Raw genomic sequence first — 26,407 nt, 5'->3', positions numbered from 1 at the left:
GCCAGATGGTGGAGAGAATGAACGACATGGTTATAGGCATCGAGATAATGATTATTTTCAAAAAATGCTTTCCCATCCATATAGCGCCTTATCAGCTTTGCAAATTCCACGCCCATCTTCAGCTTTCTTCCATAGAACGGGAATTCCCTTAATTCAACTTTCAGGCTGCTTATATACTCATTGCGGTCAAAAAGGATTCTCCCATTATAAAGCCAATCAAAAATCTTCCGGTTGGAACCGTGGAGGATCCATTCATTCAGCTGGCTCTCCTTTACAATATGCAGGGCGGCTTTTTTATCATTATAAGTATAGTGCTTCACAAAAACCGGAACCTCTGCTTCCTGGACAACAATCAGCAGGACTGCATCAAAGGTATCCGTAACAGGGACCGCTTTGTTTCTTTTTTCTATGATCAGCACCCCAAGCGTGTTGGCCTGGCTTGCCCGTTCCTGATAAATAGGGCGAAGAATGTCTTCCATCATCATTCCTCCATTTAATTTAGATGAACATGCATTTATTTGAACTTCAATGACTTCAGGGCAATTGAGCCTGCCCGCGGGACCGGACTGGTGAGGCACTCTGATGCTGCCATATTTGATGCGTTCTCAGTCTGCGCTCCTTTGCCCAAGGTCCTTGCTTTTCTTTTATAGAATATAGGTTCTACAGCCATCCAGGAATTCCTGCTGTCTTCAAGCATTATTCGACAGGAGCATGATTCATGCTTTAGGAGATATCCTTTAGAAAAGCAAATATGATATAGTTATACTTTGGGAGGGACAAAAAAGAATGGCAAAATATTCGAGCAAGATCAATAAAATACGGACCTTTGCGCTTAGTCTGGTATTCATCGGCTTTATTGTTATGTATATAGGAATATTCTTCAGGACTTCACCGATTGTCATGACTATATTCATGCTGCTGGGCATGCTCTGCATCATCGCAAGCACCGGTGTTTATTTCTGGATTGGCATGCTCTCAACAAAAACTGTACAAGTTGAGTGCCCAAATTGCGGGAAATATACAAAGATGCTTGGCCGTGTGGATATGTGCATGTATTGCAATGAACCGCTGACACTCGATCCTTCCCTCGAAGGGAAAGAATTCAACGAGAGCTACAACAGAAAGGGTTCAAAACAGAAAAAAGCTGAGCAATAGATATGCTCAGAATAAATCGGCCCAGCAGGGATTGCTGGGTTGTTTTTTATATGTCCGCGAAGATCCGGCAGCCGCTGAATCCTTTAAGGCAAAAGAAAAAAGCCGATAGCATGCTATCGGCATTATAGAATTAGTGCGCTTCCTTGCTTGCACAATCCGGGCAAGTGCCGTAAATCTCCATGCGGTGATGGCTGATTTTAAAACCTGTTACATGGGATGCCAGATGTTCAACTTCATCCAGACCAGGATAATGGAAATCCACGATTTTTCCGCAGTTCTCGCAAATCACATGATAATGATGGGTTGTTATAAAGTCAAACCTGCTTGATGCATCACCATAGGTCAGTTCCTTTACCAGGCCAACTTCACGAAATACTCTTAGATTATTGTAAACTGTAGCCACACTCATATTAGGAAATTTTCCTTCTAATGCTTTATAAATATCATCTGCAGTCGGGTGTGACATGGAGCTTATTAAATATTCAAGTATCGCATGACGCTGCGGAGTAATACGCACTCCTGTATCCTTCAAGGTATCCAGCGCTTCTTTTAACTGTGTTTGAGCCACCGTCATGCACCTCTTTTCCAACAAAGATTCTTACTTTGTAATCTTTATAAATAGTGTACTAACTTTTTATGCTATTTGTCAATATTCCTGTATGATGCCTGCTGTTTTCAATCCTCTTCGTGAAGATTTTTCTCGTTTTCCCCCAGCTGGAGATTTACATATCTGGCCGTTACAAACAGCAGGTCAGACAATCTGTTCAGGTATGACAGCACCAGGGGGTTCACTCCTTCAATCCGCACGGCCTCCCTTTCCGCCCTCCGCACAATCGTCCGGGCAGAATGGAAAGCGGCTCCGGCGGGATTGCCCCCTGGCAGGATAAAATTGGCAAGCTGCGGGAGTTCAGCATCCCATTCATCAATTTTGTTCTCCATTACTTCTATATCTTCTTCAGAAACTTTCCATTTGACCTCTTTCCCGGGAGGAGTTGCAAGCTCTGCACCTACATGGAAAAGAGCTGTTTGTATTTTATGGTATGTGTCTTCAAGCTCTTTTTTACCCTGGAAAAATTCTCCTTTGAGATAACTGAGCGCCAGGCCGATCATCGAGTTTGCTTCATCGCAGGTCCCATAAGCTTCTACCCGCATGTCCCCTTTAGATACACGCTCTCCGTATATGAGCGAGGTTGTTCCTTTATCTCCTGTCTTAGTGTAGATTTTCAATTCAATACCCCTTTCCAGGATCAATTTTATTCACAAAGTCTTTCCCGTTTTGTATATATGTATGAAGATTATGGACGAAAATTTCAAAGGATCTTGGCAGGTACATGGCTGATCTGCTTGATAAGTGGGGAGTGACGGTGATATTGTCCAGCTTCCAGAATGGATGGCCTTTTTCCAGCGGCTCTGTCTCAAAAACATCCAGATAGGCATGTGAAATCTCCCTCTTCCGCATAACATCCAGCAATATTTCTTCCCCGGCAACATCTCCCCTGCCCAGGTTGATGAAGACTGCACTGCTCTTCATCCTGCTGAAGTGCTCCTTCCCGAGCAGATGCCTTGTCTCTCCTGTACTGGGGAGCACCGAGATAAGGAAATCAGCCTCAGGTAATAGTATGTCCAACTCTTCAAGGCTGAAAAGGCTGTCAATATAGGGCACAGGGGCACCGCTGCGGTTGATGCCCCAGGTTTTCAATCCAAATGCTTTACCCAGCCGGGCTATTTCTTTTCCTATAGCGCCCGTCCCCAGGATCAGCATGGTTTTTCCGTGGAGCTCTCCCATCTGGATATTCCGGTCCCAGACTTCATTCTCTTCATTTACAATAAGCTTCTTCGCCTTTTTTTCGTGCATCAGCATCATCCCAAGTGCAAACTCTGCCATCGGGATGCTGTGAACCCCTCTTGCATTTGTAATCAGGATACCTCTTTCTTCACATTCCTTGAGCGGCATCAATTCGAGACCCGCGGACATAACCATGATCCATTTCAGCATTTTTGCCTTTTCCAGATGCTCAGCCGTCAGATCCTCGCCATATGTAATGAAGATATCTGCCTGGGAAAATGCCCCTTCAGCCTGCTCCATACTCTCATAAAATTCAATTTCCGCATCCGGGAAAGTATTCTTAACCTTATCCTGCAGTTCCTTTTCCGGCTGCAGAGAAGACACTATTTTCAATCCCGTTCCCTCCTTCGTTTTCTTCATCATATCACCCGAAGGATATTTTTACATTTTTCAATCGATCATACCCGCTTCTTCAGCTGCCGAAACTTCCCAAGCGGTACTCACTGCTGTTCTTCCATAAAAAAAGACAGACCCTGAAAGGATCTGCAAAGTATCTGAGGAGGTATGCCCTAATAAGATGATATTCAAAACTTGTTTAAATGAATGGACATCAGCCTTTGTTATGTTAAATTGGGCCAGACAGCCGCCCTTTTATGCAGGAGGTCTGCCATTTGCGATCTCTCCCAATAATGATGGAGATATCCCTCGTATATCAAAGACAGCCGGGGGATGCTGGCAACATCATCAGGCCTGATCATTTCACAGCATTTATTGAATGTATGTATACCGCTCCTTGTAAGGACCGTTGATACGAATTGGGAGCAGGTGTATGCATTGTTCCGCTGAAATTTTATTCCTATAAGTATACCGATGCAGCCGAGGAGATTATATTTATACTTCAGCGGATCTTCCTCAAAATGGAGGATCATCTTCCGGATTTCTTTATGCTGGGAATCAGAAACCTGAAGCCGGTAGATCGCGCATCTTGTATTTTTTTTATGCTTGAATACACCTCTGTCAACCCTTTCGCGGATGAAGCCCGCTGATAAAGGATTCATGTAGCTGCGCCTCCCGAAACTGTACAGCTGATTGAATTGCTGATCCAATGCAATGGAAGAATGGTTATAAGGAGCTCTTGTATAGCATTTGATCATTCTCGAAAATATTGTTCCTGTATCCGTTAGCAAGATATAAATGCATTTGCCCATCACTTATCACCCAATATCGTATTTGGAAAATTTAATTCTTAGTATATTAGACGAATGGACTGGGCATATCACTACACTTAAAATAAAAAAAGATTGGATACAAGTATCCAATCCCACCATTCAGGTAAGCTGCTCCTGCACAAAAGCAAGCGCCTCTTCAACATGGCCTTTTACCTTGACCTTCCTCCATTCCTTCACCAAATTCCCTTCTTTATCGATGATGAAGGTGGATCTTTCAATCCCCATATACTCTTTGCCAAAATTCTTCTTCAGCTTCCAGACATCATACGCTTCGGCAGCTTTATGCTCTTCATCTGACAGCAGGATGAATGGCAATCCGTATTTTTCGATAAATTTGCCGTGCCTGCCTGCCGGATCAGGGCTTATGCCAATGATAACAGCATCCGCTCCCTGGAACTCCTCATGCTTGTCCCTGAAATCGCATGCTTCTGTCGTGCACCCTGGCGTCATATCCTTAGGGTAAAAGTACAGAACCACATTTTTGCCCCGGAAATCCGACAGCTTTACCGGCTTTTCATCTGCCCCGGGCAGTTCAAATTCCGGAGCCTGTTTTCCCAGTTCAATCTGCATAATAATCCCTCCATCAATGTTATACCATAAGCCTATCCAAAATTTGCTGCAAACACAAATCCGGATGCTGTCAGGACTCCCTGTCGAATACGGCCCTCGCTACAAAAGCAGCAGGGATCGTATAGCCGATCAATGCCTCAAGTACGGCAATCATCCTGCCGATCCCCACAGGGGAAATATCCCCGTACCCTACTGAAAAAAGGGTTACGGCGCTGAAATAGAAGCCTGTCTCCAGCCTTTGAAAGAATGTCCCTCCTCCCCCTCCAGCGCTTTCACGGAGAACTGTGGAACCGTTCTGCTCTATTAAAACGTAAATAAGCCCAAAGCCAATCATGACCGTCACATATATAAAAGCCAGATACAGAAAATTCTCAATCGAGACTCTTTTTCCGCGAATCTTATGCGGTATAAACAATGTCCGCAGGCTCATCAAAATACAGAAGGCAATCAATATCAGCGAAAGATAAAAAACCAAATCAGACCCTCTTCTCCTTTATACTCCCTAGATTTATACGCTTCAAACAGGGCCTGTATGCCGGCTTGTCTTTTAACAAATAGTGCAGTTCCAGGATTATCCTGGTAAAATTATGAATATTCATTTTTTAAAGTGAGAGGAGTTATTTATGTATTTGCTGCTGTCCATCTTGCTGGCTGCAATTTTAGGATGCCTTTTATTACTGATGAGTCCTTTAATTGCAGGCGTTATCGCTTTTGGAATCATTGCGGGCACTTTATTCAGAGCGGTTTATATGCTTAATAAAATCTATAAAACACTTCCAAAGCCGCCGGATAAAGTAACGGCTGCTTATCAAGACTATCTCAAAGATATAAAACATTTGAACGAAAAAGAAAACAGCAGTCAGAATTAGAGTTTGAGTATACACCGAGTCAGAAGACATAAAAAAACAGCACCCCATGTAAGAGAGTGCTGTTTTTGCCATTCTAGTTTCCTGCACCGCGGTATTTCTTCACACCCTGATTCCAGACGATAATCGACAGGCAGAAGAAAACCAGGCCGATAACAGGTGTCAGAAATGAATAGGCCAGCCATTCATGTTTTCCAAGGAAATAGGCAGCCGGATAGACACCGACAAATGCGAACGGCAGGATCCAGGTAAGGACAAAACGGATGGCGCCATTGTATATGTCCACCGGATATCTTCCATAATTCCCGATATTGTACATCATCGGCATGATGGACGTTCTTGCATCAGCCCAAAAACTGATGCAGGCAATCAGGACAAAGATTCCCGCATATACCATCACTCCGCCGATCACCAGCAGGACAAACAGGAACGGATCGTACCAGCTTACGCTGAGCCCAAGCTGTTCCCCTGCATAAAACATAATGACCAGGCCGGTCACTACGCCAAACAGAGACTCCAGTTCCATCCTTTCCAGGACAATTTGGAAGAGACTGTGGACAGGCCTTGTCAGAATCCTGTCAAACTCACCTTTAACGATATACCGTTCATTGAAGTCCCATATATTAAAGAAGGAAGAAAACAGGGCATACGGTACAAGAAAGAATCCATAGATAAAGATGATTTCATCCCTGTTCCAGCCGCTCAAATAGCTGGTATGGCCAAATACAACCAGAATAAAGATCAAATTGACGGCCTGAAACAGCAAATCGGATACTGCCTCAACTGCCAGGTCTGCCCGATACTCCAGCCTTGTTTTCATATATTGAGAAACATATTGGAAGAAAATCGAAATATAAAACAAGCTGTTACCCTCCCTCTATAAATATTGATTTATCAACGGTTTGAGCCGTTAATGGGGTGTCAAAAAAATATTTTTTGACACGAACTCTAACAGTATTTTTCTTTTATGTGAAACTATTCCAACATATGGGTGCGCTACGCGGTCACCAGTGTATAAATATGGTAAATGGTGATTAGGTTATATGCGATGCACAATGGATCTCTGCGTAGCTTATGATGACGTACCCTCCCATGTCTCTGGGCATCAGTGTGCCTACATTCCTTCGTTCGGTCTAGTCATAAGGCAGAGGCTAGCGAAGCTCCTTTAGGGACTCTGGGTCGAATGGAAAAAATAGTGCCAGCTTCTCCGTGTCATCCAGTTGTCTAGGTCTCATTAAGGGATGTAGGGTCTTATGCAGCCTCTTCGAGACTTGGAATATCCCTCATCATTCGCTGTGCATCAAATACTCTGTGCTTCGTGCTTATACCATGCAAAACTTTTAATAGCTTCCCGCATAGAACCACGATGGATTGTTTCTTACGCAATGGATTAACCTTACGGTTTGTATAGTACTCATGAAGCTTTCTAAAGGCTTCGTTGTGGCGAATCATTGGCATCATGACTCGGAATAGGAGGGCTCGCAGCTTTCTCCTTCCCCGTTTAGAGATGCGTTTTTTCCCTTTATGCTCTCCGGATGAGTTCTCACGCAGCGTTAATCCCGCAAGTTTAATGATTTGGCGTGGATCTTCGTAGTGTGAAAAGCTTCCGATCTCAGCTAGTAGGTCAACAATGGTGGCATCTCCAAGCCCAGGCACCGTTGATAGCCATTCATATTCTACAGATGTTTTTACAAGCTTATCTAAATGAAGGGTAATGTTTTCAATATCCTGTTCAAGTTGATGATAATGACGGACAAGTGTGGCAATTTCAATTCGGGCCATCTGGTGTCCTTCTGTTACCCCAATTGAACTGGCAGCGACTTCAATAAGACGCACTGCTTTTGGTTTCTGGGGGGATTTGAGCCCCTCGGCCTTTCGATAAAGAGATAACACTTCATCGGGTTGTTTCTGGTGTAGATCACTCGGAAAAGGAGTGCATTGAAGTGCAGCCAATGCCATTTTTCCGAATGACGGAAATACTTGGACAAACTCAGGGAAATAACGATCCAGCCAGCGAATCATCATGTTTTTGACAGCGCCCAATTCCTCTGTCAATTTACCTCTGAACGATGATCCGACGCGGAGTTCAGCCTCCATGCCTTTCAGGATGCGCGGATAGCTGAAGCGCCCATCTTTTACTAGGCGAGCAATGACCAATGCATCCTTACGGTCGTTTTTAGTTGGCAGATTATCATCCAACTCTTTTGATCGCTTAACATGCATAGGATTAACCATGGCTAGGGGGATTCCCCGTTCCTCTAGAAAATAGGCAAGGTTGAGCCAATAGTGTCCCGTAGGTTCAATCCCTACAATCACTTCTGTTTTGGCGTTCTCTTTCATGGCGGCCAAAATACGTTGATAGAAAAGCTCAAAACCATTTTCTAACTGGGAAACTGAGAAGGATTTCTGAAGCACTCTTCCTCGGTCATCTACAAAGCAAGCATAGTGAGTCCGCTTGGCAATGTCGATTCCAATCACAAGTGTATTTTCGGTGACTTGATTAATTTTCTGATTTTGTTTAAAATCCATTAAGGAGTCCTCCTTGGTTAACTAAGTTAGGGGTCATATCGGCGCACGATTTGACACCCCGTATCATACCAAGAGGGCTCTTTTTTGTTCAAGTCCCCGAAAATCCTTCTAACAGGAATGCTCCTTGTATGACCATCTGCTTTTTCGCAGCGGACCACAGTGCCTGTATCGGAATAATGAGGATCAGCACCCATACTGCCTGAAGCAGCAGACCGTTGATGGCTTCCCCATGCGTGAAGCCATTGGTGAAAATCATGCTCGGAACATAGCTGATGCCCTGGAAGGGAAGGAATTTCAAAATATCCTGCGCCCAGACAGGGAAAAAGGAGAGCGGGATCAGCAGTCCGGAAAACAGATCGATCACAACGCGCTTAGCCCTGATCAGACCAGTATTATTGTATAAGAAAAAGGTCGTAATCCCTGTCAGCAGATTTAATTGGGTATTGATCAAGAAGCTGAGTACTATGGACACTGAAAACAGCAGCCAGGTAGAAGGGTCTGCCGAAAATTCAAGCGGGAAGATCAGGGCTACAATGACCATGCCGGGAACAGAGAAAAAGAACAAACGGAAAATTCCTTCACCAAGCCCCTGCATGGTCTTCATGCCCAGATAATTGTACGGCCTGATCAGTTCAACCGCTACCTTCCCTTCCTTTATTTCTGCAGCCATCTCCCGATCGATATTATTGAAATAAAAGGCCCGCGCCATCCAGGCCACAGCTACATATGTAGTCATCTGCAGGACGGAAAGGCCTTCGATGCTCTCTTTCCCTCCATATATCGCTGTCCATAAAAAATAATAAGCGCCTATATTAATGCTGTATATCAGAATGCCTGTATAATAATTCGTCCGGTAGGCGAGCATCATCAAAAAACGGATTCGGATCATCTCTAAATACTTATCCATCTCTGCCTCCTCATGCCATGCCCTTATCGTAAATATTGCGGATGATTTCTTCGGTTGACGTTTCCATGATTTTGATATCCCTGACATTGTAGGCTGAGACTACACTTGCAATCAGCGCAGAAATGACTTCCTCTTTATCCTCGGTAAAAGCTGTAAAGGCTTCGTCCTCTCCATTCCTTTGCCACTCAACAGGCAAGTTGGCAGTGAGCTTCTCCAAAGCCCCAATCTCTGCCTGCTCAAGGAATTCAAACCGGATTTCCTTTCCTTCAGCCCAGGTTTCCTTCAGGCTCTGCAGGGCGCCATCATATATGATGCTTCCTTCATCAAGCATGACAACCCGCTCGCAAAGTGCTTCGATGTCAGTAAGGTCATGGGTGGTCAAAAGAATGGTTGTATTATATTTCTCGTTGATTTCTTTTAAAAACTCACGGATTTTCAGCTTAACCAGCACATCAAGGCCGATCGTAGGCTCATCAAGAAATAACAGCGGCGGATTATGGATCAGCGCCGCCGCCAGCTCGCAGCGCATTCTCTGGCCAAGGGAAAGCTTGCGTACCGGCTTATCCAGGAGCGGCCCGATATCAAGCGTCCTGATGACATGGTCCATATGGCTCGCATAATCCTCATCTGACACTTTATAAACCTTTTTTAAAAGCCGGAACGATTCCTGTACCGCAATATCCCACCACAGCTGGGAACGCTGCCCGAATACAACCCCGATCGTCTGGACAAATCTTTCCCTGTCTCTGTGCGGATTCATCCCGTTAACGGTCACCTCACCGGCAGTCGGCTCCAATATGCCGGTCAGCATCTTGATCGTGGTCGATTTTCCCGCACCATTTTCTCCTATATAGCCGACCATTTCCCCCTGCCTCACTTTAAAGCTGATATCGTTGACTGCAGGGACAATCTTATAATTACGCGTAAACAGATCGCGGAAGGCCCCTTTAAGGCCGGCCCTGCTTGAATAGGCCTTAAACTCCTTGCGCAGGCCATTTACAATGATGGCATCCTTCATGTTTTCCTCCAGTTCAATCCCTTTTTCAAAGGGCATGTATTTCATCATGTCCACGGCATATGATCCTTTTCAGCAGCTTATGCCCTAAAGAATCATTTTAGCCAAAGCACAACTTTTATACAAATAGCCTGCACGCTCACCCGCCTTATTTTCCAGGAGCATCCGTTATGCTGCGGCATTGGGAAACTTCCCCCTGGACGCCCTTCCCAGGGGGTTAGTTGAACCAGCCGGGCTTTACGGGCAGTTTAGTCCCGTTCCCCTTCCTTTTTCGTAAATTTCTTACTATATGCGCGGGGCTATTACTGCCCGTTAAACTGCGGCATTGGGAAACTTGCCCCTGGACGCCCTTCCCAGGGGGTTAGTTGAACCAGCCGGGCTTTACGGGCAGTTTAGTCCCGCTCCCATTCCTTTTTCGTAAATTTCTTACTATATGCGCGGGGCTATTACTGCCCGTTAAACTGCGGTAATATAGAGGAGGAATTACGCCTTTAAGGAGGAAAAAAATGAATTTCTCAAATTCAGAACGGATTCACGAAGAAGCACTTAAACATATCGTCGGCGGAGTAAACAGCCCATCCCGCTCATATAAAGCAGTTGGCGGCGGAGCCCCGGTTGTGATGGAGCGCGCACAGGGGGCATACTTCTGGGACGTTGACGGAAACCAATATATCGACTATTTGGCTGCGTACGGCCCCATCATCACAGGACATGCCCATCCTCATATTACAGAAGCAATCAAAAAAGCGGCAGAAACAGGGGTCCTGTACGGAACACCAACCCCCCACGAAGTGAAATTTGCCAAAATGCTGAAGGAAGCGATGCCGGGGATGGAAAAGGTCCGCTTCGTCAATTCAGGCACTGAGGCCGTCATGACCACGATCCGTGTGGCACGCGCCTACACAGGAAAAGACAAAATTATTAAGTTTGCCGGATGCTACCACGGCCACTCCGACCTTGTCCTTGTAGCTGCAGGCTCCGGCCCGGCCACACTCGGAACTCCGGATTCCGCCGGCGTGCCTAAGAGCATTGCCCAGGAAGTGATCACTGTGCCATTCAATGATATTGAGCCATTTAAAGAAGCAATGGAAAAATGGGGAGACGAGATTGCCGCAGTGCTGGTCGAGCCGATTGTAGGGAACTTCGGCATCGTTGAACCGAAGGAAGGCTTCCTGGAGCAGATCAATGAGATCGCCCATGCAGCAGGCTCCCTCGTCATATATGATGAAGTCATTACGGCTTTCCGCTTTATGTATGGAGGAGCACAGGACATGCTCGGCGTTCAGCCCGACCTGACAGCAATGGGCAAAATCATTGGCGGCGGGCTTCCGATCGGTGCTTACGGCGGGAAACTTGAAATCATGGAAAAGGTAGCTCCATTGGGTCCCGCCTACCAGGCAGGGACGATGGCAGGAAACCCGGCTTCCATTCTTTCCGGGATCGCCTGCCTTGAAGTACTCAAACAGGATGGAGTCTATGAATATCTCGACAGGCTTGGCCAGATGCTCGAAGAAGGCATACTGGAGGCCGCGGCTGAGCATGGGATCCAGATTACCATCAACCGCCTGAAAGGCGCGCTGACAATCTACTTTACGGAAGAAAAAGTGGAAAACTATGAGCAGGCGGAAAACACAGATGGAGAAACTTTTGCTCGTTTCTTCAGGCTGATGCTGGAACAGGGGATCAACCTGGCACCTTCCAAGTATGAGGCCTGGTTTATTACCATCGCCCATGCCGAAGAAGATATACAAGCAACTCTCCACGCAGTCAACCATGCATTCAGTATAATGAGCGGAGAATAATTATACAGTTTTTTATGCATAGAAGGAGCCTTCATCGGCTCCTTTTTTCATTTGACTTGTTTTGAAAACGTTTACAAAGTAAGGTGTTTTATAATTAGTCCCATTTACCGCCCGCCATTCTTCATCCATAGTTTTGTATAATTAATTGATTTCTGAAAATTCTTATGATATGATAGAAATACTAATTTTCGAAAAACTTACTGCGGTACGCCATGAATTTTGAAAAATGAAGGCTTATCTTGCCTTATTTTCCCCTTTCCTGTTTCCCCGAAACAATAAACCTAACAAAATTTCATTTTGTATATCTGAATAAATTTTTAGGAGGTGAACCGGCTTGGCATTTTGCTGAAGCCGTATTTATGACACAAACTTGGAGTCCATCCCTATTCACTGATTTTAACCGCCAGGAACATGATGCATGCGGGATTGTAGCCGCAATGGAGAAAAATAAAGTTCCATCAAGGGAGAATATTTTTGCCTGTATCGATGCCCTTGTCACGATGAATCACCGTGCCGGTTTTATTAACGGCGAAGGAGACGGCGTCGGGATTCACATCGATATCCCGCGCGAGCTATGGAAACAGAAGCTGTCTGACGCCGGTTCAGATCCTGGCGCGGCTGTCCTGGAAGGGTTTGCCGTCGGCCATGTTTTCATGTCTAGAAACGAAAAAAGCTCTGGCACTAAGGCAAGCCTTGCAGAAAAATTAGAATCAGCAGGCTTTCAAATCCTGTTCGAATCAGACGATGTGACAGATTCTTCAGCTCTTGGGCCGATTGCCATCCAGGAAAACCCTATATTCTGGCAGTTTGCCATACTATCAGATTTAGAGGGACAGCACCTTACTGAAAAATTATTTAATCTGATCATAGATTTTGAAGAGGATGAGCATGTGCATGTCGCCTCCCTGAGCCAGCACCATGCTGTCTATAAAGTAATGGGCGCAGGGGATATCCTTCCCAAATATTATCATGATCTTGCCGATCCGCTTGCCGCATCGACAATGACGCTTGGCCATAACAGATATTCGACCAATACGCTCTCCAGCTTTTTCCGCGTCCAGCCTTTCAGTGTGCTTGGGCATAACGGCGAAATCAACACGATTGCCAAACTCCGGGATGAAGCTAAGCTTGCAGGCGTTCCGCTCGTTAAAGACGGGAGCGATTCACAGGACTTGAGCAGAACACTGGAAACGTTTATTTGCCGTGAAAATTATTCACTTTTTGAAGCGATGGATGTCATGTTCCCGCCGATCGTGAATGAAATCAAGTCATACCCTGATCACCTGCAGGATCTGTACACATACATCCGGGAAGGCTGGGGCCATTTTGCCCAGGGTCCTGCCGGCATCATTTCCCGCTTTGCGGACGAAGCAGTATTCAGTGTGGATGCACTTGGGCTGCGTCCGCTATGGATGCTTGAAACAGAAAGTTCTTATTTATTCTCTTCTGAACCGGGGATTATTCCTTCCAGCGAATTTGTAAACGAGCCTAAGCCGCTCGCTCCGGGAGAAAAGGTCGGCCTGAAGTGGAATGGAGATGTCCTGGAGGTATTTGAGCAGCATGCATACCAGGAAGAAGTGTATAAAAGATTCTCCAAGCGCGTGCAGCTGGACGGCAGCAGGAAGCGTCTTGAAACGCCAAGGCTGCCCAAGACGATTTCCATGAACTATCCAAGCAAAATCCATAATGGCCAATACAAAGCATTCGGCTGGGAAAGGGACCAGGTCCAGCTTGTTGAACAGATGGCAGATAAAGGCATTGAGCCGATCCGCTCTTTAGGACATGATGCTCCCCTGGCAGCCTTGAACCCTGAGCGGAAAAACATCGCCGACTATATAAAAGAAAGTGTTGCAGTCGTAACCAACCCGGCCATTGACCGCGACCGTGAGACAGAACACTTTTCCACCAGGGCCATCATCGGGAAGCGCCCTGCCCTCTTCCAATCCGGCACGGAAGTTTCTGGGGTCACTGAACTGCAGACTCCGCTCCTGATTGAAGGAAAAGCTGGATTCGAATGTTCCGGCATCATCCAGCAGCCCAGCTATGACCAGGTGACAGATTATTACCAGGAACAAAAACTGGCTGCATACATCCCGATTGTTTTCAGTGAAGATGAAGGCATCCGGGACGCCCTTGGCCGTTTGGCAGCAGATGCCGTGGCTGCTGTCAGGAACGGCAAATCCCTCCTGATACTGGATGATTCACAGGCACACCAGAACGGGAATCTCTGGCTCGATCCCCATTTGGCCGTATCAGCGATCGATCAGGCGCTCGTGAAGGAAGCTTTGCGCAGGGACTGTTCCGTCCTGCTCCGTTCAGCTTCCATCCGGTCGCTGCATGATATCATCACCAGCTATGGACTGGGTGCAGATCTGATCTCCCCATACTATATGTTCATGACTGTGCTTGATGAATCGGCAACGCCGCTTGTAAACCTGTACACCGCCTTGACTAAAGGCCTGGAGAAAGTGATATCCACAATCGGCATCCATGAGCTGAGGGGCTACGGACGCCTCTTCTCAAGCATCGGTCTGCATGAAGAGACCGCGGAAGTCCTGAATATCGTAAACTTCTTCGGTTCAGGAGAGCTTGCCTGCAACTTCGAAAGCATGAAGGAAGACAGCATTCAAAGAGCAGAAGATTACCAGAATGAAAAAGAAAGAATCGGAAAAACCTTCCACCTGTTCCCGCGCATCTGGAAAGCCATCGGCGAGGTTGCCAAAACCGGCGACTATACCGCATATGGCGAAAAGATTTCTGAACAGGAGGAGCAGAATCCGACAACGATTCGCCATCTGACTGGCTTTAAACCGGCATCCTCCCCTGTATCGCCTTCAGAGGTGAGCCTGAATGTCGGCACGCATGACCTCCCTTTCGTCATTGCTTCCATGTCGTTCGGCTCACAAAATGAGATTGCCTTCAGGGCATATGCAGAAGGCGCAGACCGCCTGAACATGGTCAGCATGAATGGTGAAGGCGGGGAAATCAAGGATATGCTGGGCAAATACCCGAATACCCGCGGACAGCAGGTTGCTTCCGGCCGGTTTGGGGTGAACGCAGAGCTGCTGAACTCATCAAACCTGCTTGAAATCAAAATCGGCCAGGGCGCGAAGCCGGGCGAAGGCGGACATCTTCCCGGCTCAAAAGTGACAGCGAAGATTGCCGAGGCGAGGAATGCCACCATAGGCTCGGATTTAATTTCGCCATCCAATAACCATGATATCTACTCGATTGAAGATCTCGCCCAAATGATCCACGAGCTCAAGACGGCCAATGATAAAGCAAAAGTGGCTGTAAAAGTCCCTGTTGTCCCCAATATCGGGACCATCTCGGTTGGGATTGCCAAAGCCGGTGCGGATATCATCACGCTGAGCGGCTTTGACGGCGGTACTGGCGCCGCAAGGATCCATGCGCTCCAGCATGTCGGGCTTCCGGTTGAAATCGGCGTTAAGGCCGCCCATAACGCCCTGCTTGAAGCAGGACTGCGCGACAGTGTGGAAATCTGGGCTGACGGCGGCATCAAGAGTGCATCTGATGTGCTGAAGGTTATGCTCCTCGGTGCAAACAGGATCGGATTCGGGACACTTTCCATGCTGGCGATCGGCTGCACCACCTGCCGCGGCTGCCATCTGGATACATGCCATGTCGGGATTGCGACCCAGATCGAAACAGAAGCACAGGCAAAGGATCATGGCCTCCGCCGCTTCGTCCCTCGCCAATTCGACTTGGCGGTCCAGGGCATCATGAACTTATATACAGCCTTCGGGACAGAGCTCAAGGCACTGGCAGCGGGACTCGGAATCAGGAACCTCCAGGACGCTGTCGGGCGCTCTGACCTCCTTGAGCAGGCAAAAGGAAAAGAACAGCTTGATTTGACCTACCTTCTCCGCACACTTGAGATCGGCCAATTGAGCCACCAGGAAGCGGCTGCTTCCCTCGATGCCCACCAGCTGCAGGTTGCAGTAGGCGCAGAATATCTTGATGCAAGCGTAGAAGAGCTCCATCAATCACGCGAATACCAGAGCATTACTTCAGAACAGCGTGTGCTGGGGAGCCGTGTTTCCTGCCATCGCGTCAGAAACCGGCTGGACGGATCTTATCAGAGCCTTCCGCCTGTCTCCCTTAAATATAAGGGCGGTTCGATTCCGGGCAACGGGCTCGGAGCCTACAACAGCGCCGGCATCCATATTGAAGTGGCCGGGGGTGCGCAGGATGGCATCGGAAAGACTTCATTCGGCGGAGAGATTTTGATTTTTAAATCAGAAGGTAAAAATGGCAGCTTCTACAATGGATCAGTCGGTAAAGGATTCGGATACGGCGCCCAAAAAGGGCTGCTCGTGGCCCAGGGGAATGCCGATGCCCGCGCAGGCATCCGCCTCTCCGGTGCAGACATGATCATTGGCGGGCAGCTGAAAAAGCCCCTCCCTGAAAAAGAACATGGCAACATCGGGACACATTCCAATATTAAGGGATTTGCTTTTGAATACATGACCAATGGCAGAGGCATGGTGCTTGGCGATCCTGGCCCATGGATTTGCGCAGGGATGACCGGCGGTGTCGTATACCTCCGCCACCAGCCGGAACTGGGGCTTACAAAGGAAGCTCTCCAGCGCAGGATTGCAAAAGGAGCAAAAGTCACCATCTCTTCCTTGTCCACAAAAGGGCATGATGATGTGCAAGAGCTGCTGGGCAATTATTCAAAACTGCTGGCAGAACAAGGTCAGCACGAAGAATCAGAAGAGCTGGCAAAATTGCTTGAAGATGCGGAAAAGCATTTCTTCCAAGTAGTTCCTGTAAAAGAACAGGCAGACCCTTCTGTTTCAACAGAATGATGGAATCCCAAAGCAAAGGCCCGCTCAACAGTCTTGAGCGGGTCTTTTTTATGCCTTTTACCCATTATCCTGCTCTGCACAGCTGAATGACCATACGGGCTCCATCTCCTCACATATAATGGAATAGTACTTTCAATGCACCACTTTTTTTATGTAAGCGCCTTAATGGAATATTATCGGTATTCATCATATTTGTCCCTTGAACTTCAAGGATAATCCCTGTATAGTACATAATTGTTTAACAACGAGCAAATCGGTTTAAAGTAAGTATAAAATAGATAATGGCTGCTGCATTTTTGAAAGGTCAGCCATTATAAAGATGAAAGGATATTAATTGCATGAAGCTTGGAGCCCGAATACTAAAAACGGGAATTGCCATCATACTGTCTTTATTTTTATCAGAGCTATTCAACCTGCCATCCCCTGTTTTTGCAGGCATCGCAGCCATTTTCGCGATCCAGCCTACCATCTACAGATCGTATTTATCGGTAATTGAGCAGATCCAGGGCAATATCATCGGGGCTGTCATCGCCGTCGTCTTTGTCCTTATTTTCGGAAACAATTATTTTATCGTCGGCCTTGCCGCCGTCATTGTCATCATCATCAATCTGAAGCTAAAGCTTGAAAAGACCATCGCCCTGTCCCTGGTTACCCTGATAGCTATCATGGAAACGCCTGGTGATGACTTCGTACAATTTGCCGTGATCCGGTTTTCGACCATCATGCTTGGGATATTATCAGCGTTTCTGGTTAATCTTGTATTTCTGCCGCCTAAATATGAAAATAAGCTATATTATAAAATATCCAATGCGACAGAAGATATTACAAAGTGGATCAGGCTGAACGTACGACATGCTTCTGAGCATATGCTCTTAAAAAATGATATCGAGAAGCTGAAAGATGATGTCATTAAGCTTGATCAGCTGTACCTTATGTACAAGGAAGAACGGAATTACCTGAAAAAAGACAGCCCGGTTAAAGCCAGGAAGCTGGTCATCTACAGACAGATGATTTCAACCGTGAAAATGTCGCTTGAAACACTTAAAAGGCTGCATCGCCATGAATACGAGCTGCAGCAGATGCCGGAAGATTTCCAGAATTCTATCCAGCAGCAGCTGGACTGCCTGATACACTACCATGAACATGTGATGCTCAAGTTCATTGGAAAAGTGAAACCGCAGGTGAGCTTTGAAGAAGGCGATATCTGCCTTGACCGCAAGGAGCTGTTCACCTTCTTCCTGGCGCAGCATAAAAACATGGAAAATGATGATGAGCAGATCATCTACCATACGATGCAGATTATCTCTGCCATTATTGAATACGATGAACAGGTCGAGCATTTGGATACATTGATTTCGAGTTTTCAGTCGTATCATAAAGAGGAAAACGAGATTAGTATAGAGGAAAATGAGGAATAGTCACAAAGAGAAGCAGCCATCCGGCTGCTTTTCTTTGTGAGGTAATTTAAACTAGGGCTGTGCTTTTATTAATAGCTTTTTCCGTTAATGGGGCTGTTGATTTCCGTTCCAGGCACTTCGCTTTCCGCGGGGCGACGCTGAGCCTCCTCACCGCTGCGCGTCTGCGGGGTCTCAGCATTGCCGCTATTTCCCACAGGAGTCTTCGTGCCTTCCACTGCAATCAACAGGCTTTCTCAAGTTTGAGTAATGTAATATCCTGGGCTGCTATAAAATCTATAAGTTAATTAGCAGTTATAGAATTTTATACAAATAAAAAAGGGTGCGGAGGATTGCTTTCCGAACCCATTTTTACATTACCAATTTTCTAAGTGATAAATCCACAAGCACCTTTAGAATGGAGTATTTATTCAAAGCATCCTATGCATTACTGTATAGGATCTTTATCAAATGGATGCTGTCTCAGGATGAGCGCCTTTCATCACATCCTTTTATCAAGCAGGCGCCCCCTCCCCTTTTCTTTCTAACTCTTCATCCTAGGATCCAATGCATCTCTCAGTCCATCGCCCATGAGGTTGAAGCCGAGTACGGTGAGCATGATGGCGAGGCCTGGGAAGATCATTGTCCATGGGGCCTGGATGAGGTATGCCTTTGCATCGGAAAGCATTTTCCCCCATTCGGGATTTGGGGCTTCTGCCCCCAGTCCCAGGAAGCCCAGTGCAGCGGCTTCAATGATCGCTGTTGCTACTGCCAGTGTTCCCTGGACGATGATTGGCCCCATGCTGTTCGGCAGGACGTGGAGGAATAAGATGCGGGCGTCACTCATGCCGACCGCCTTGGCCGCCATGATGTATTCTTCCTGCTTTACACTGAGCACCCGGGAACGGATCAGGCGCCCAAAGTTAGGGATATTGATGATGGCAATGGCAATGAGTGCATTCCTTAAGGATGGACCCAGCACAGCTACGATCGCAATCGCCAAAAGGATGCTCGGAAACGCAAGCATGATATCAAAGAAGCGTGAAATGATGGTATCCACCCAACGGCCATAATAGCCCGCAATGATTCCCAGCAGACAGCCTGCTGCAAGTGAGCCGAGGACGGCCAGAAAGCCGACCCATAGAGATATCCGCGCCCCATAAATTACCCGGGAAAGAATATCCCTTCCGAAGTCATCGGTTCCGAACCAATGGTCGGCCGATGGAGCCTTCAGCCGGTTTGCCAGCTGCTGCTCGTTGATGCCTGTCGGGGCGATCAGCGGTGCAAATACTGCCAGCATGACAAAGAACAGGACAATAAGCGCACCGACAACGGCCAGCTTGTTTTTCCGGAAGCTCCGCCATGCTTCAAGCCAGGGGGATTCCACCTTTTCCCCGGCCTGGACCGCTGACGGATGTACCTTTTTTTCTGTTGATAATTCCATAGGCTTCTTCCCTCCTTTAGTTGTATTTGATCCTTGGATCGATTGCCGCATATAAGAGGTCGACAATCAGATTGATCATGACAAAGATGAAAGCAATAACAAGGATACCTGATTGGATGACCGGATAATCGCGGTAATTGATAGCTTCATAGATATACCTTCCGATTCCCGGCCAGCTGAAAATCGTCTCCGTCAGGATGGCACCGCCAAGAAGGAGTCCAGTCTGCAGCCCGATGATCGTCAAAACAGGAATGATGGCATTTTTCAATGAATGCTTATACACGACCCAGAACATCCGCAGCCCTTTGGCCCTTGCCGTACGGATGAAGTCTGACCGCATTACTTCAAGCATCGTCGAGCGCGTGATCCTGGCAATGATGGCCATCGGAATCGTCGATAATGCAAGGCTCGGAAGCACCAGATGGCGGATGACATCCCAGAACTGATCCATCCGGCCTGCCAGGAGGGTATCGATGACATAGAGATTAGTAATTGCCTCAACCGGATTTCTGACCTCTTCCCGGCCTGACGTAGGCAGCCAGTCCAAATTGATGGCAAAAATCCACTGCTCCATAAGCCCAAGCCAGAAGATCGGCATTGATACGCCGACAAGCGCAAGCACCATTGCGATATAATCAAACCAGGAGTTTTGGAACCAGGCACTGATGATCCCTGCATTCACGCCGAAAAAGATGGCAATGAGCATAGCGCAGAATGACAGTTCCATCGTAGCTGCCAGGAAAGGCCAAATTTCTCCGCTGATCGGTGCCTTCGTACGCAGCGATTCTCCCAGATCACCGGTAAACAGGCCCCCCAGATATGTAAAATATTGAATGAACCAGGGCTTATCAAGCCCAAGCTGCTCTGTCAAATCGGCCACAGCCTCTTTCGTTGCCAGCTGGCCAAGGATGATTTGGGCGGGGTCGCCCGGTATGGCCCTGATCATGAAAAATACAATCAGCGACAGCCCGAGTAAGACAGGGATAAGGGAAAATATTCGTTTGATCGTATACGATAGCATGTTTTCACCTCTCTTGATGGTTGTCCAGCCGCATGGATCCGGCTAAAAGAAAAGGGAGCCGCTTTGAGGAACTCCCTTTCTTTCTATCTATCTTTCTTTCTACTTTGTAAATTCCACAGAAGACAGCAGATCCGATCCTGTTGGATGAGGCTTGAATCCGGTAATATCCGCTTTTCCTGCAAGTACAGGATTAGAGTGGACAAGCGGGATCCATGGAGCATCATCCTTGATGATCAGCTGTGCCTGCTTATACAGCTCTTCGCGCTCAGCCTGGTCTGTCAGCGTCTGTGCTTTAATCAGAAGATCGTGGACCTCCTGGTTTTTATAATAGGTATAGTTATTGGAACCGATTGTATCCTGGTCAAGAAGTACATAAAGGAAGTTGTCTGCATCTCCATTGTCCCCTGTCCAGCCGAGCAGGAAGGAATCTGCTTCCCCTTTATTGGCTTTATCAAGGTAAGTTCCCCATTCATAGGATACGATTTTCGCTTTTACGCCTACATCAGCAAAGTTGGCCTGGATGGCTTCGGCAACCTTTTGCCCGTCTGGCATATACGGACGCGCAACCGGCATGGCCCAAAGCTCCATTTCAAATCCATTTTCATAGCCTGCTTCCTTCAGAAGCTCCTTCGCCTTTTCAGGATTGAATTCATAATCCTGCACTTCATCATTGTAGCCCGCAATTCCCGGCGGCATCGGGTTCTTCGCCGGCTCTGCATATCCGGAATAGAAGGCATCTATGAGTGCCTGCTTATCCACTGCATAGTTCAGCGCCTGGCGCACCTTCTTATCTTTCAGAGGACCTCGTGTATTGGTAAGGCCAAGATAGCCGACATTCATGGACGGACGGTCAAACAGCTGAAGTTCCGCATTTCCTTCGATTTGTCCTACATCACTGAAGCTCACGCCGTCGATCAGGTCAACTTCGCCTGTAGACAAAGCATTCAGCCTTGCTGAGTTTTCCGGGATAACCCTGAAAATGACAGAGTCCAGCTTTGGAAGCCCTTCCTGCCAGTAATCCGGATTCTTCTCGATGACGACACGGTCGTTCCGTTTCCATTCTTTGAACTTGAAAGGCCCCGTTCCGACAGGGTTGTCAGTGAATTTATCACCGGCTTTTTCTACTGCAGCAGGACTCGCGATCCCAAATGGCGACATCGCCAGGTTTTTCAGGAATGGAGCGATCGGCCTGCTTAATGTAAATTCAACTGTATAGTCATCAACAGCTTTTACCTCTGTAAGGACATCGCCAAATTGAGAGGCATAATAATAGAACTCTTCTTTATTGCCTGCTTTCCAGCGGTTGAAGTTGAAGACGACTGCTTCTGCATTGAAATCTGTCCCGTCATGGAACTTGACTCCCTCGCGAAGCTTGAGTGTATGCTTCAGCCCGTCTTCACTTTCCTCCCATTCAGTTGCAAGGCCTGGCTGGATTTCTGTATCCTGCTCGCCAAAGTTGATCAGTGTTTCAAAAATATTGACTGTAACCTTAAAGGATTCACCTTCCGTTGTAACGGCCGGGTCCAGAGCATCAGAGTCTCCGCTTCGCCCGAAGACAAGTGTTCCGCCGGCAGCTGTTTCACCGCCCGAATCTGAACCGGAATCCTTCTCTCCTTCATCTGTGCCGCTTGACTGGCTGCCGCTGCAGCCTGCAAGTCCCAGTGACAGCAGCAGAGCAAAAACCAACATTAAAAGACCATTGCGCTTTTTCATACTTTTCCCCCTTTTAATATCTTTCTTTTATCATGCATGCACCCTGTCACTGGTGTATAAGTGGCAGGCTGCAAAATGACCCTCTTCAATTTCTTCCAGCTGCGGCCGCTCGACCGTGCAGATTTCCATGCACTCCCGGCACCTTGTATGGAAGGCGCAGCCTTTTGGCGGATTCGCCGGGCTTGGGATATCGCCGCTCAAAAGCTCCGCTTCCTTGCGCAGATCAGGATCCGGGACCGGCACCGCGTCAAGAAGGGCTGAAGTATAAGGATGCAGAGGCTTTTCGTACAGCTTTTCAGCTGTCGTGATTTCTACCAGCCGCCCAAGATACATCACTCCCACCCTGTCGCTGATATGCCTGACGACACCAAGGTCATGGGCTATGAAAATATAAGTCAGCTGGAACTCCTTCTGCAGGTCTTCAAGCAGGTTCAGCACCTGTGACTGGATAGAAACATCGAGCGCAGAGACCGGCTCATCCGCAATGATCAGCTTCGGCCTGGTCATCAGGGCCCGTGCGATCCCGATTCTCTGCCTTTGCCCGCCGCTGAACTGGTGGGGATACCTTTTCGCATGCCAGCTGCTCAATCCAACGACTTCGAGCATCTCTTTTACCTTTTGCTTCCGCTCCTTCTTATCACCCATCCCGTGGACGATCAGCGGCTCCTCAAGGATTTTTTCGACTGTATGGCGGGGATTCAGGGAAGCAAACGGATCCTGGAATACCATCTGCATTTCCTTGCGCATCTTCCTCATTTCCGAATCGTTCATTCCTGTCAGTTCTTTCCCTTCAAACAGCACCTTTCCTTCGGTAGGTTCAATCAGCCTCATCAGCATCCTGCCGGTTGTTGACTTCCCGCAGCCGCTTTCCCCTACAATCCCGAGTGTTTCCCCTTTATTGACAAAAAAGCTGACATCATCAACAGCCTTTACATCTCCAGTCTTCTTGCCAAAAAGGCCGCCTGTTATCGGAAAATACTTTTTAAGCTGATTGACCTCAAGCAGAACTTCCGCCATTGGCTGCACCTCCTGATTCATCATGAAGAAAACATCTTACCGTATGCACCGGCGAATCTCCCTGGTACAGCTCCGGCGTTTCGGACAGGCAGCGGTCATGTACAAATTCACATCTTGCCGCAAAGCGGCAGCCATGCTTGACTGAGCCGGGCTTCGGAACATTTCCCGGTATCGAGTACAGCCTGTCCTTCCTCTCCCTTATATCGGGGACCGACTGGAGAAGACCGATTGTATATGGATGCTTGGCGTTTTTGAAGATTTCCCTGACAGGCGCTTCCTCGACTACCTTGCCTGCATACATCACAATGACCCTTTCACAGACCTCCGCCACGACGCCAAGGTCATGGGTGATCATTACGATGGCCGTATCCAGCTTTTTATTTAAATCCTTCATAAGGGCGAGAATCTGTGCCTGTATCGTCACATCAAGCGCTGTTGTCGGTTCATCCGCAATCAGGAGCTTCGGGTGGCAGGAGAGGGCCATGGCTATCATCACCCTTTGCCTCATCCCCCCTGAGAGCTGGTGCGGATACTCTTTCATCATCTGTTCTGCCCTCGGCAGGCCTACAAGCTTCAGCATTTCCACAGCCTGCCTGGCCGCTTCCTTTTTCTTAATCTTCTTATGTATCGAGATGCCCTCTACCAGCTGGCTGCCGATAGTGAACAGCGGGTTAAGGGAAGTCATCGGCTCCTGGAAAATCATCGCCACTTCATTCCCTCTTATCTCCCTCATCCTTTTTTCCGAAGCAGCAACCAGATCCTCGCCATTCAGCAGAATCTCGCCGCCTGTGATTTTTCCGGGCGGCTGGGGAATCAGCTTCATGATCGACAGCGACGTCACGCTTTTGCCGCAGCCTGATTCGCCTACTATTCCCAGAATTTCACCTTTACGGACCGAAAAACTGATTTCATCCACAGCTGGTATTTCTCCATCTGAAGAAAAAAAGGAGGTTTTCAGCTGCTTTACATCTAAAACGGGAGCTTGACTCACACCATTACTCCTTCCTTTTTTCCATGCTGAAGCACTGGTCTTTCATGAATTCTCCTGATTTCCTGCAGTTTAAATGCTGCCAACCAGGAGGGCATCACAGCATGCCCTTTAAATTTGTACCTTTGGTCACTATCTTTTTCTCATTCTATAAAAAAAGCCCATACAAGTCCACAGATTTTTCCAAATTATTTAAATATATTAAATTTTTAGAATGTTATTTAGTAAAACGAAATATCTTCAGGGGATGAGACTCGCTTTTCCCATCATATGCCGTGCTTTTTTGTTATATGAGCAAAATTACCTGGAATGAATAGGAAAAACCCTCCCCCTCTACAATGTGATTTCTGTAGAAGAGAAGGGTTTTCCTCAATGCTCCAGCTGCTGGACCTGGAATAAGTTATAATAATGACCCTGTCTGGCCATAAGTTCTTCATGATTGCCGATTTCTGCTATTTCCCCATTCTCGATATGGACAATCCTATCGGCATGGGTGATGGTTGAGAGCCGGTGGGCTACAATAAATGTCGTCCTGTCTTTAGCGAGCTTTTCCAGAGCTTCCTGGATGAGGTGCTCGCTTTCCAGGTCAAGGGCAGATGTAGCTTCATCCAGAATCAGGATCGGCGGATTTTTCAGGAAAATCCTGGCGATGGCCACCCTCTGCTTCTGCCCTCCTGACAGCTTGACGCCCCTTTCCCCAACTTTAGTATCATAAGCTTCCGGAAGGTTCATGATAAAATCATGTGCATTGGCAGCCTTGGCAGCCGCAATCACTTCCTCGTCACTGGCATGAGGCTTCCCGAGAAGGATATTTGTTTTGACGGATTCACTGAAAAGAATATTATCTTGCAATACAATTCCAATCTTATCACGCAAAGATCGTACCTTAAACTGCCGGATATCCGTCCCATCCAGCAGAATTTCCCCCTTCGTGACATCATAAAAACGGGGGATCAGGCTGATTAAGGAAGATTTTCCTCCTCCGCTCATGCCGACCAGGGCAATGGTCTCTCCCTGCCGGACATCAAGGGAGATATCCTTTAACACTGTTTCTTCTTCCTTATCATATGAGAAGTCCACATTTTTGAATTCAATATGCCCCTCAACGCTTGTCACTTCAATGCTGTCCGGGGAATCGTCGATGTCGTATTTCTCATCGGCCAGTTCAAACACCCGGTCCATGGAAGCAATCGACTGCGTCAGGGTGGTGGACGAATTGACAAGCCGGCGGAGCGGATTATAAAGCCTGTCGATATAGGCGATGAAGGCCATCATGGTCCCAATCGACAAATCGCCCTGTATGACCACATATCCTGAATAGCCGATAACGATCAATGGCGCTATATCCGTGATGGTGTTAACGACAGCGAAAGCCTTGGCATTCCATTTTGTATGATTAATGGCTTTCTCCAGGAAATTTTTATTTTGGCTGTCAAACTGCTTCTGCTCATGGTCTTCAATGGCAAAGCTCTTTACAACGGCCATTCCCTGGACCCGTTCATGCAAATATCCCTGTACTTCGGCCAGCGCTTGGGACCGCACACGGGTAAGCATCCTTAAATTCCCGAAGAAGTACCGGACACTGAATGCATAGAATGGGAAAAGGATCAGGGAAACGATTGTAAGCGTAATATCCATATTGAACATGATGATGACAGCAATAATGATTGTCGCAATATCCAGCCACAAATTCATAAGGCCTGTCACCACAAAGGTCTTCGTCTGTTCCACGTCATTAATGACCCGTGAAATGATTTCCCCTGCCCTGTTGTTGGAATAAAATTTGAAGCTGAGCTTCTGGATATGGTGAAACAGCTCATCCCGGATATCATAGAGGATCTTGCTGGCTGTCCATTGTGCAAAATATTGCCTGTAATATTCAATCGGCGGCCGGGCCAGCACAAATATGACAATCATGACTCCCATGATCCATAGCAGCCTGTCCGTTTTACCGCTTTGGGTCATTGCCTCATTCCCGACGATATCATCAATTACATATTTAATCAGTAGCGGAATCAATAGCGGAATCGCAAATTTAATGATGCCTATTAAAAGTGTGCCAATAATTTGCAGCCGGTATGGCTTAACAAATTTCATGTATCTTTTGATGCTGTTCACTTGCTGCCCCCCTTAATGCTC

The 26,407-nt window shown here is 47.3% G+C and carries 23 protein-coding genes (1 of these 23 cut by a window edge); 5 read left to right on the top strand and 18 right to left on the bottom strand.

The features are described from left to right. Together AC4E8B_RS06050 and AC4E8B_RS06045 are read right to left on the bottom strand one after the other, a co-directional pair. A protein-coding gene (locus tag AC4E8B_RS06050) for a nucleotidyltransferase-like protein (protein ID WP_490219528.1) crosses the window boundary here: on the bottom strand, positions 1-479 show its 5' portion. 394 nt of this gene lie to the left of the window's left edge; the window shows 479 of its 873 coding nt (coding positions 1-479); it begins with the start codon at positions 477-479; its stop codon lies off the left edge, out of view. Positions 480-514: 35 nt separating this feature from the next. Then, complete coding sequence (locus AC4E8B_RS06045; protein ID WP_490217675.1) at positions 515-670, bottom strand: hypothetical protein; 156 nt, start codon at positions 668-670, stop codon at positions 515-517. A gap of 116 nt (positions 671-786) precedes the next feature. Here AC4E8B_RS06045 and AC4E8B_RS06040 point away from each other — a divergent pair, with 116 nt between their 5' ends. Further along, positions 787-1,155 (top strand): YgzB family protein, encoded by a 369-nt coding sequence (locus AC4E8B_RS06040; RefSeq protein ID WP_009795226.1) that lies wholly within the window; start codon positions 787-789, stop codon positions 1,153-1,155. Positions 1,156-1,285: 130 nt separating this feature from the next. On the opposite strand, the gene perR is transcribed toward AC4E8B_RS06040, so the two are convergent. The 6 genes from perR to AC4E8B_RS06010 form a co-directional block, all read right to left on the bottom strand. Next, the gene (perR, locus tag AC4E8B_RS06035; protein ID WP_022543515.1) at positions 1,286-1,723 is read right to left on the bottom strand and encodes a peroxide-responsive transcriptional repressor PerR; all 438 of its coding nucleotides are present in this window, start codon (positions 1,721-1,723) and stop codon (positions 1,286-1,288) included. 107 nt (positions 1,724-1,830) lie between these two features. Beyond that, positions 1,831-2,382 carry a cob(I)yrinic acid a,c-diamide adenosyltransferase gene (locus tag AC4E8B_RS06030; protein ID WP_490217673.1) on the bottom strand — a complete coding sequence of 184 codons (552 nt, stop codon included), beginning with the start codon at positions 2,380-2,382 and terminating at the stop codon, positions 1,831-1,833. Between the two features lies 1 nt (position 2,383). Then, complete coding sequence (locus AC4E8B_RS06025) at positions 2,384-3,325, bottom strand: D-2-hydroxyacid dehydrogenase (RefSeq protein WP_490219526.1); 942 nt, start codon at positions 3,323-3,325, stop codon at positions 2,384-2,386. A 236-nt stretch (positions 3,326-3,561) separates the two neighbouring features. Then, positions 3,562-3,999, bottom strand: a complete 438-nt coding sequence (locus AC4E8B_RS06020; RefSeq protein WP_490217672.1) for a hypothetical protein — start codon at positions 3,997-3,999, stop codon at positions 3,562-3,564. 270 nt (positions 4,000-4,269) lie between these two features. After that, complete coding sequence (gene bcp, locus AC4E8B_RS06015; protein ID WP_490217670.1) at positions 4,270-4,740, bottom strand: thioredoxin-dependent thiol peroxidase; 471 nt, start codon at positions 4,738-4,740, stop codon at positions 4,270-4,272. 70 nt (positions 4,741-4,810) lie between these two features. Next, positions 4,811-5,215: an ion channel gene (locus AC4E8B_RS06010; protein WP_490217668.1), complete on the bottom strand. Its 405-nt coding sequence runs from the start codon at positions 5,213-5,215 to the stop codon at positions 4,811-4,813. Positions 5,216-5,363: 148 nt separating this feature from the next. On the opposite strand from AC4E8B_RS06010, the gene AC4E8B_RS06005 reads away from it, so the two are divergent. Continuing rightward, a complete protein-coding gene (locus tag AC4E8B_RS06005; RefSeq protein ID WP_490217666.1) occupies positions 5,364-5,609 on the top strand; it encodes a hypothetical protein in 246 nt (81 codons plus the stop codon). A gap of 73 nt (positions 5,610-5,682) precedes the next feature. Here AC4E8B_RS06005 and AC4E8B_RS06000 read toward each other — a convergent pair whose 3' ends face one another. The 4 genes from AC4E8B_RS06000 to AC4E8B_RS05985 form a co-directional block, all read right to left on the bottom strand. Then, positions 5,683-6,468 carry an ABC transporter permease gene (locus AC4E8B_RS06000; RefSeq protein ID WP_490217664.1) on the bottom strand — a complete coding sequence of 262 codons (786 nt, stop codon included), beginning with the start codon at positions 6,466-6,468 and terminating at the stop codon, positions 5,683-5,685. Positions 6,469-6,857: 389 nt separating this feature from the next. Then, the gene (locus tag AC4E8B_RS05995) at positions 6,858-8,135 is read right to left on the bottom strand and encodes an IS110 family RNA-guided transposase (RefSeq protein ID WP_490216957.1); all 1,278 of its coding nucleotides are present in this window, start codon (positions 8,133-8,135) and stop codon (positions 6,858-6,860) included. 88 nt (positions 8,136-8,223) lie between these two features. Next, the gene (locus AC4E8B_RS05990; RefSeq protein ID WP_490217662.1) at positions 8,224-9,042 is read right to left on the bottom strand and encodes an ABC transporter permease; all 819 of its coding nucleotides are present in this window, start codon (positions 9,040-9,042) and stop codon (positions 8,224-8,226) included. A gap of 10 nt (positions 9,043-9,052) precedes the next feature. Further along, on the bottom strand, positions 9,053-10,060 hold the full coding sequence (locus AC4E8B_RS05985) for an ABC transporter ATP-binding protein (RefSeq protein WP_490219524.1): 1,008 nt from the start codon (positions 10,058-10,060) through the stop codon (positions 9,053-9,055). 503 nt (positions 10,061-10,563) lie between these two features. On the opposite strand from AC4E8B_RS05985, the gene AC4E8B_RS05980 reads away from it, so the two are divergent. The 3 genes from AC4E8B_RS05980 (at position 10,564) to AC4E8B_RS05970 (ending at position 18,109) form a co-directional block, all read left to right on the top strand. Continuing rightward, entirely contained in the window at positions 10,564-11,859 is a 1,296-nt protein-coding gene (locus AC4E8B_RS05980; protein WP_490217661.1) for a glutamate-1-semialdehyde 2,1-aminomutase, read from the top strand. A 359-nt stretch (positions 11,860-12,218) separates the two neighbouring features. After that, positions 12,219-16,691 carry a glutamate synthase-related protein gene (locus tag AC4E8B_RS05975; protein WP_490217660.1) on the top strand — a complete coding sequence of 1,491 codons (4,473 nt, stop codon included), beginning with the start codon at positions 12,219-12,221 and terminating at the stop codon, positions 16,689-16,691. A 338-nt stretch (positions 16,692-17,029) separates the two neighbouring features. Next, a complete protein-coding gene (locus AC4E8B_RS05970; RefSeq protein ID WP_490217658.1) occupies positions 17,030-18,109 on the top strand; it encodes an FUSC family protein in 1,080 nt (359 codons plus the stop codon). Positions 18,110-18,629: 520 nt separating this feature from the next. Here the strand turns inward: AC4E8B_RS05970 and AC4E8B_RS05965 are convergent. From AC4E8B_RS05965 to AC4E8B_RS05940, 6 genes are all read right to left on the bottom strand, one after another. Further along, positions 18,630-19,529 carry an ABC transporter permease gene (locus tag AC4E8B_RS05965; RefSeq protein WP_490217656.1) on the bottom strand — a complete coding sequence of 300 codons (900 nt, stop codon included), beginning with the start codon at positions 19,527-19,529 and terminating at the stop codon, positions 18,630-18,632. Positions 19,530-19,545: 16 nt separating this feature from the next. Next, positions 19,546-20,550 carry an ABC transporter permease gene (locus tag AC4E8B_RS05960; protein WP_490217654.1) on the bottom strand — a complete coding sequence of 335 codons (1,005 nt, stop codon included), beginning with the start codon at positions 20,548-20,550 and terminating at the stop codon, positions 19,546-19,548. 99 nt (positions 20,551-20,649) lie between these two features. Next, positions 20,650-22,263, bottom strand: coding sequence for an ABC transporter substrate-binding protein (locus AC4E8B_RS05955; protein ID WP_490217653.1), 1,614 nt, complete (start codon positions 22,261-22,263; stop codon positions 20,650-20,652). A gap of 30 nt (positions 22,264-22,293) precedes the next feature. Then, positions 22,294-23,280 (bottom strand): ABC transporter ATP-binding protein, encoded by a 987-nt coding sequence (locus tag AC4E8B_RS05950; protein ID WP_490217651.1) that lies wholly within the window; start codon positions 23,278-23,280, stop codon positions 22,294-22,296. Beyond that, positions 23,261-24,271, bottom strand: a complete 1,011-nt coding sequence (locus AC4E8B_RS05945; protein ID WP_490217649.1) for an ABC transporter ATP-binding protein — start codon at positions 24,269-24,271, stop codon at positions 23,261-23,263. The genes AC4E8B_RS05950 and AC4E8B_RS05945 overlap by 20 nt, the downstream gene beginning before the upstream one ends. Positions 24,272-24,637: 366 nt before the next feature. Then, entirely contained in the window at positions 24,638-26,386 is a 1,749-nt protein-coding gene (locus AC4E8B_RS05940; RefSeq protein ID WP_490217647.1) for an ABC transporter ATP-binding protein, read from the bottom strand. Between the last annotated feature and the right edge of the window lie 21 nt (positions 26,387-26,407).

The organism is Bacillus sp. SRL543 (assembly GCF_984799205.1).
The sequence above is the reverse complement of the archived record's forward strand: the minus strand, read 5'-3'. Positions and strand labels throughout refer to the sequence as shown.

What these genes read in the sequence shown, in the direction of transcription:
- AC4E8B_RS06045 (WP_490217675.1), bottom strand. Translation starts at nt 670, where the DNA reads ATGGCTGTAGAACCTATATTCTATAAAAGAAAAGCAAGGACCTTGGGC.
- AC4E8B_RS06040 (WP_009795226.1), top strand. Translation starts at nt 787, where the DNA reads ATGGCAAAATATTCGAGCAAGATCAATAAAATACGGACCTTTGCGCTT.
- AC4E8B_RS06020 (WP_490217672.1), bottom strand. Translation starts at nt 3,999, where the DNA reads ATGAATCCTTTATCAGCGGGCTTCATCCGCGAAAGGGTTGACAGAGGT.
- bcp (WP_490217670.1), bottom strand. Translation starts at nt 4,740, where the DNA reads ATGCAGATTGAACTGGGAAAACAGGCTCCGGAATTTGAACTGCCCGGG.
- AC4E8B_RS06005 (WP_490217666.1), top strand. Translation starts at nt 5,364, where the DNA reads ATGTATTTGCTGCTGTCCATCTTGCTGGCTGCAATTTTAGGATGCCTT.
- AC4E8B_RS05995 (WP_490216957.1), bottom strand. Translation starts at nt 8,135, where the DNA reads ATGGATTTTAAACAAAATCAGAAAATTAATCAAGTCACCGAAAATACA.
- AC4E8B_RS05990 (WP_490217662.1), bottom strand. Translation starts at nt 9,042, where the DNA reads ATGGATAAGTATTTAGAGATGATCCGAATCCGTTTTTTGATGATGCTC.
- AC4E8B_RS05985 (WP_490219524.1), bottom strand. Translation starts at nt 10,060, where the DNA reads ATGAAGGATGCCATCATTGTAAATGGCCTGCGCAAGGAGTTTAAGGCC.
- AC4E8B_RS05980 (WP_490217661.1), top strand. Translation starts at nt 10,564, where the DNA reads ATGAATTTCTCAAATTCAGAACGGATTCACGAAGAAGCACTTAAACAT.
- AC4E8B_RS05975 (WP_490217660.1), top strand. Translation starts at nt 12,219, where the DNA reads ATGACACAAACTTGGAGTCCATCCCTATTCACTGATTTTAACCGCCAG.
- AC4E8B_RS05970 (WP_490217658.1), top strand. Translation starts at nt 17,030, where the DNA reads ATGAAGCTTGGAGCCCGAATACTAAAAACGGGAATTGCCATCATACTG.
- AC4E8B_RS05965 (WP_490217656.1), bottom strand. Translation starts at nt 19,529, where the DNA reads ATGGAATTATCAACAGAAAAAAAGGTACATCCGTCAGCGGTCCAGGCC.
- AC4E8B_RS05960 (WP_490217654.1), bottom strand. Translation starts at nt 20,550, where the DNA reads ATGCTATCGTATACGATCAAACGAATATTTTCCCTTATCCCTGTCTTA.
- AC4E8B_RS05955 (WP_490217653.1), bottom strand. Translation starts at nt 22,263, where the DNA reads ATGAAAAAGCGCAATGGTCTTTTAATGTTGGTTTTTGCTCTGCTGCTG.
- AC4E8B_RS05950 (WP_490217651.1), bottom strand. Translation starts at nt 23,280, where the DNA reads ATGGCGGAAGTTCTGCTTGAGGTCAATCAGCTTAAAAAGTATTTTCCG.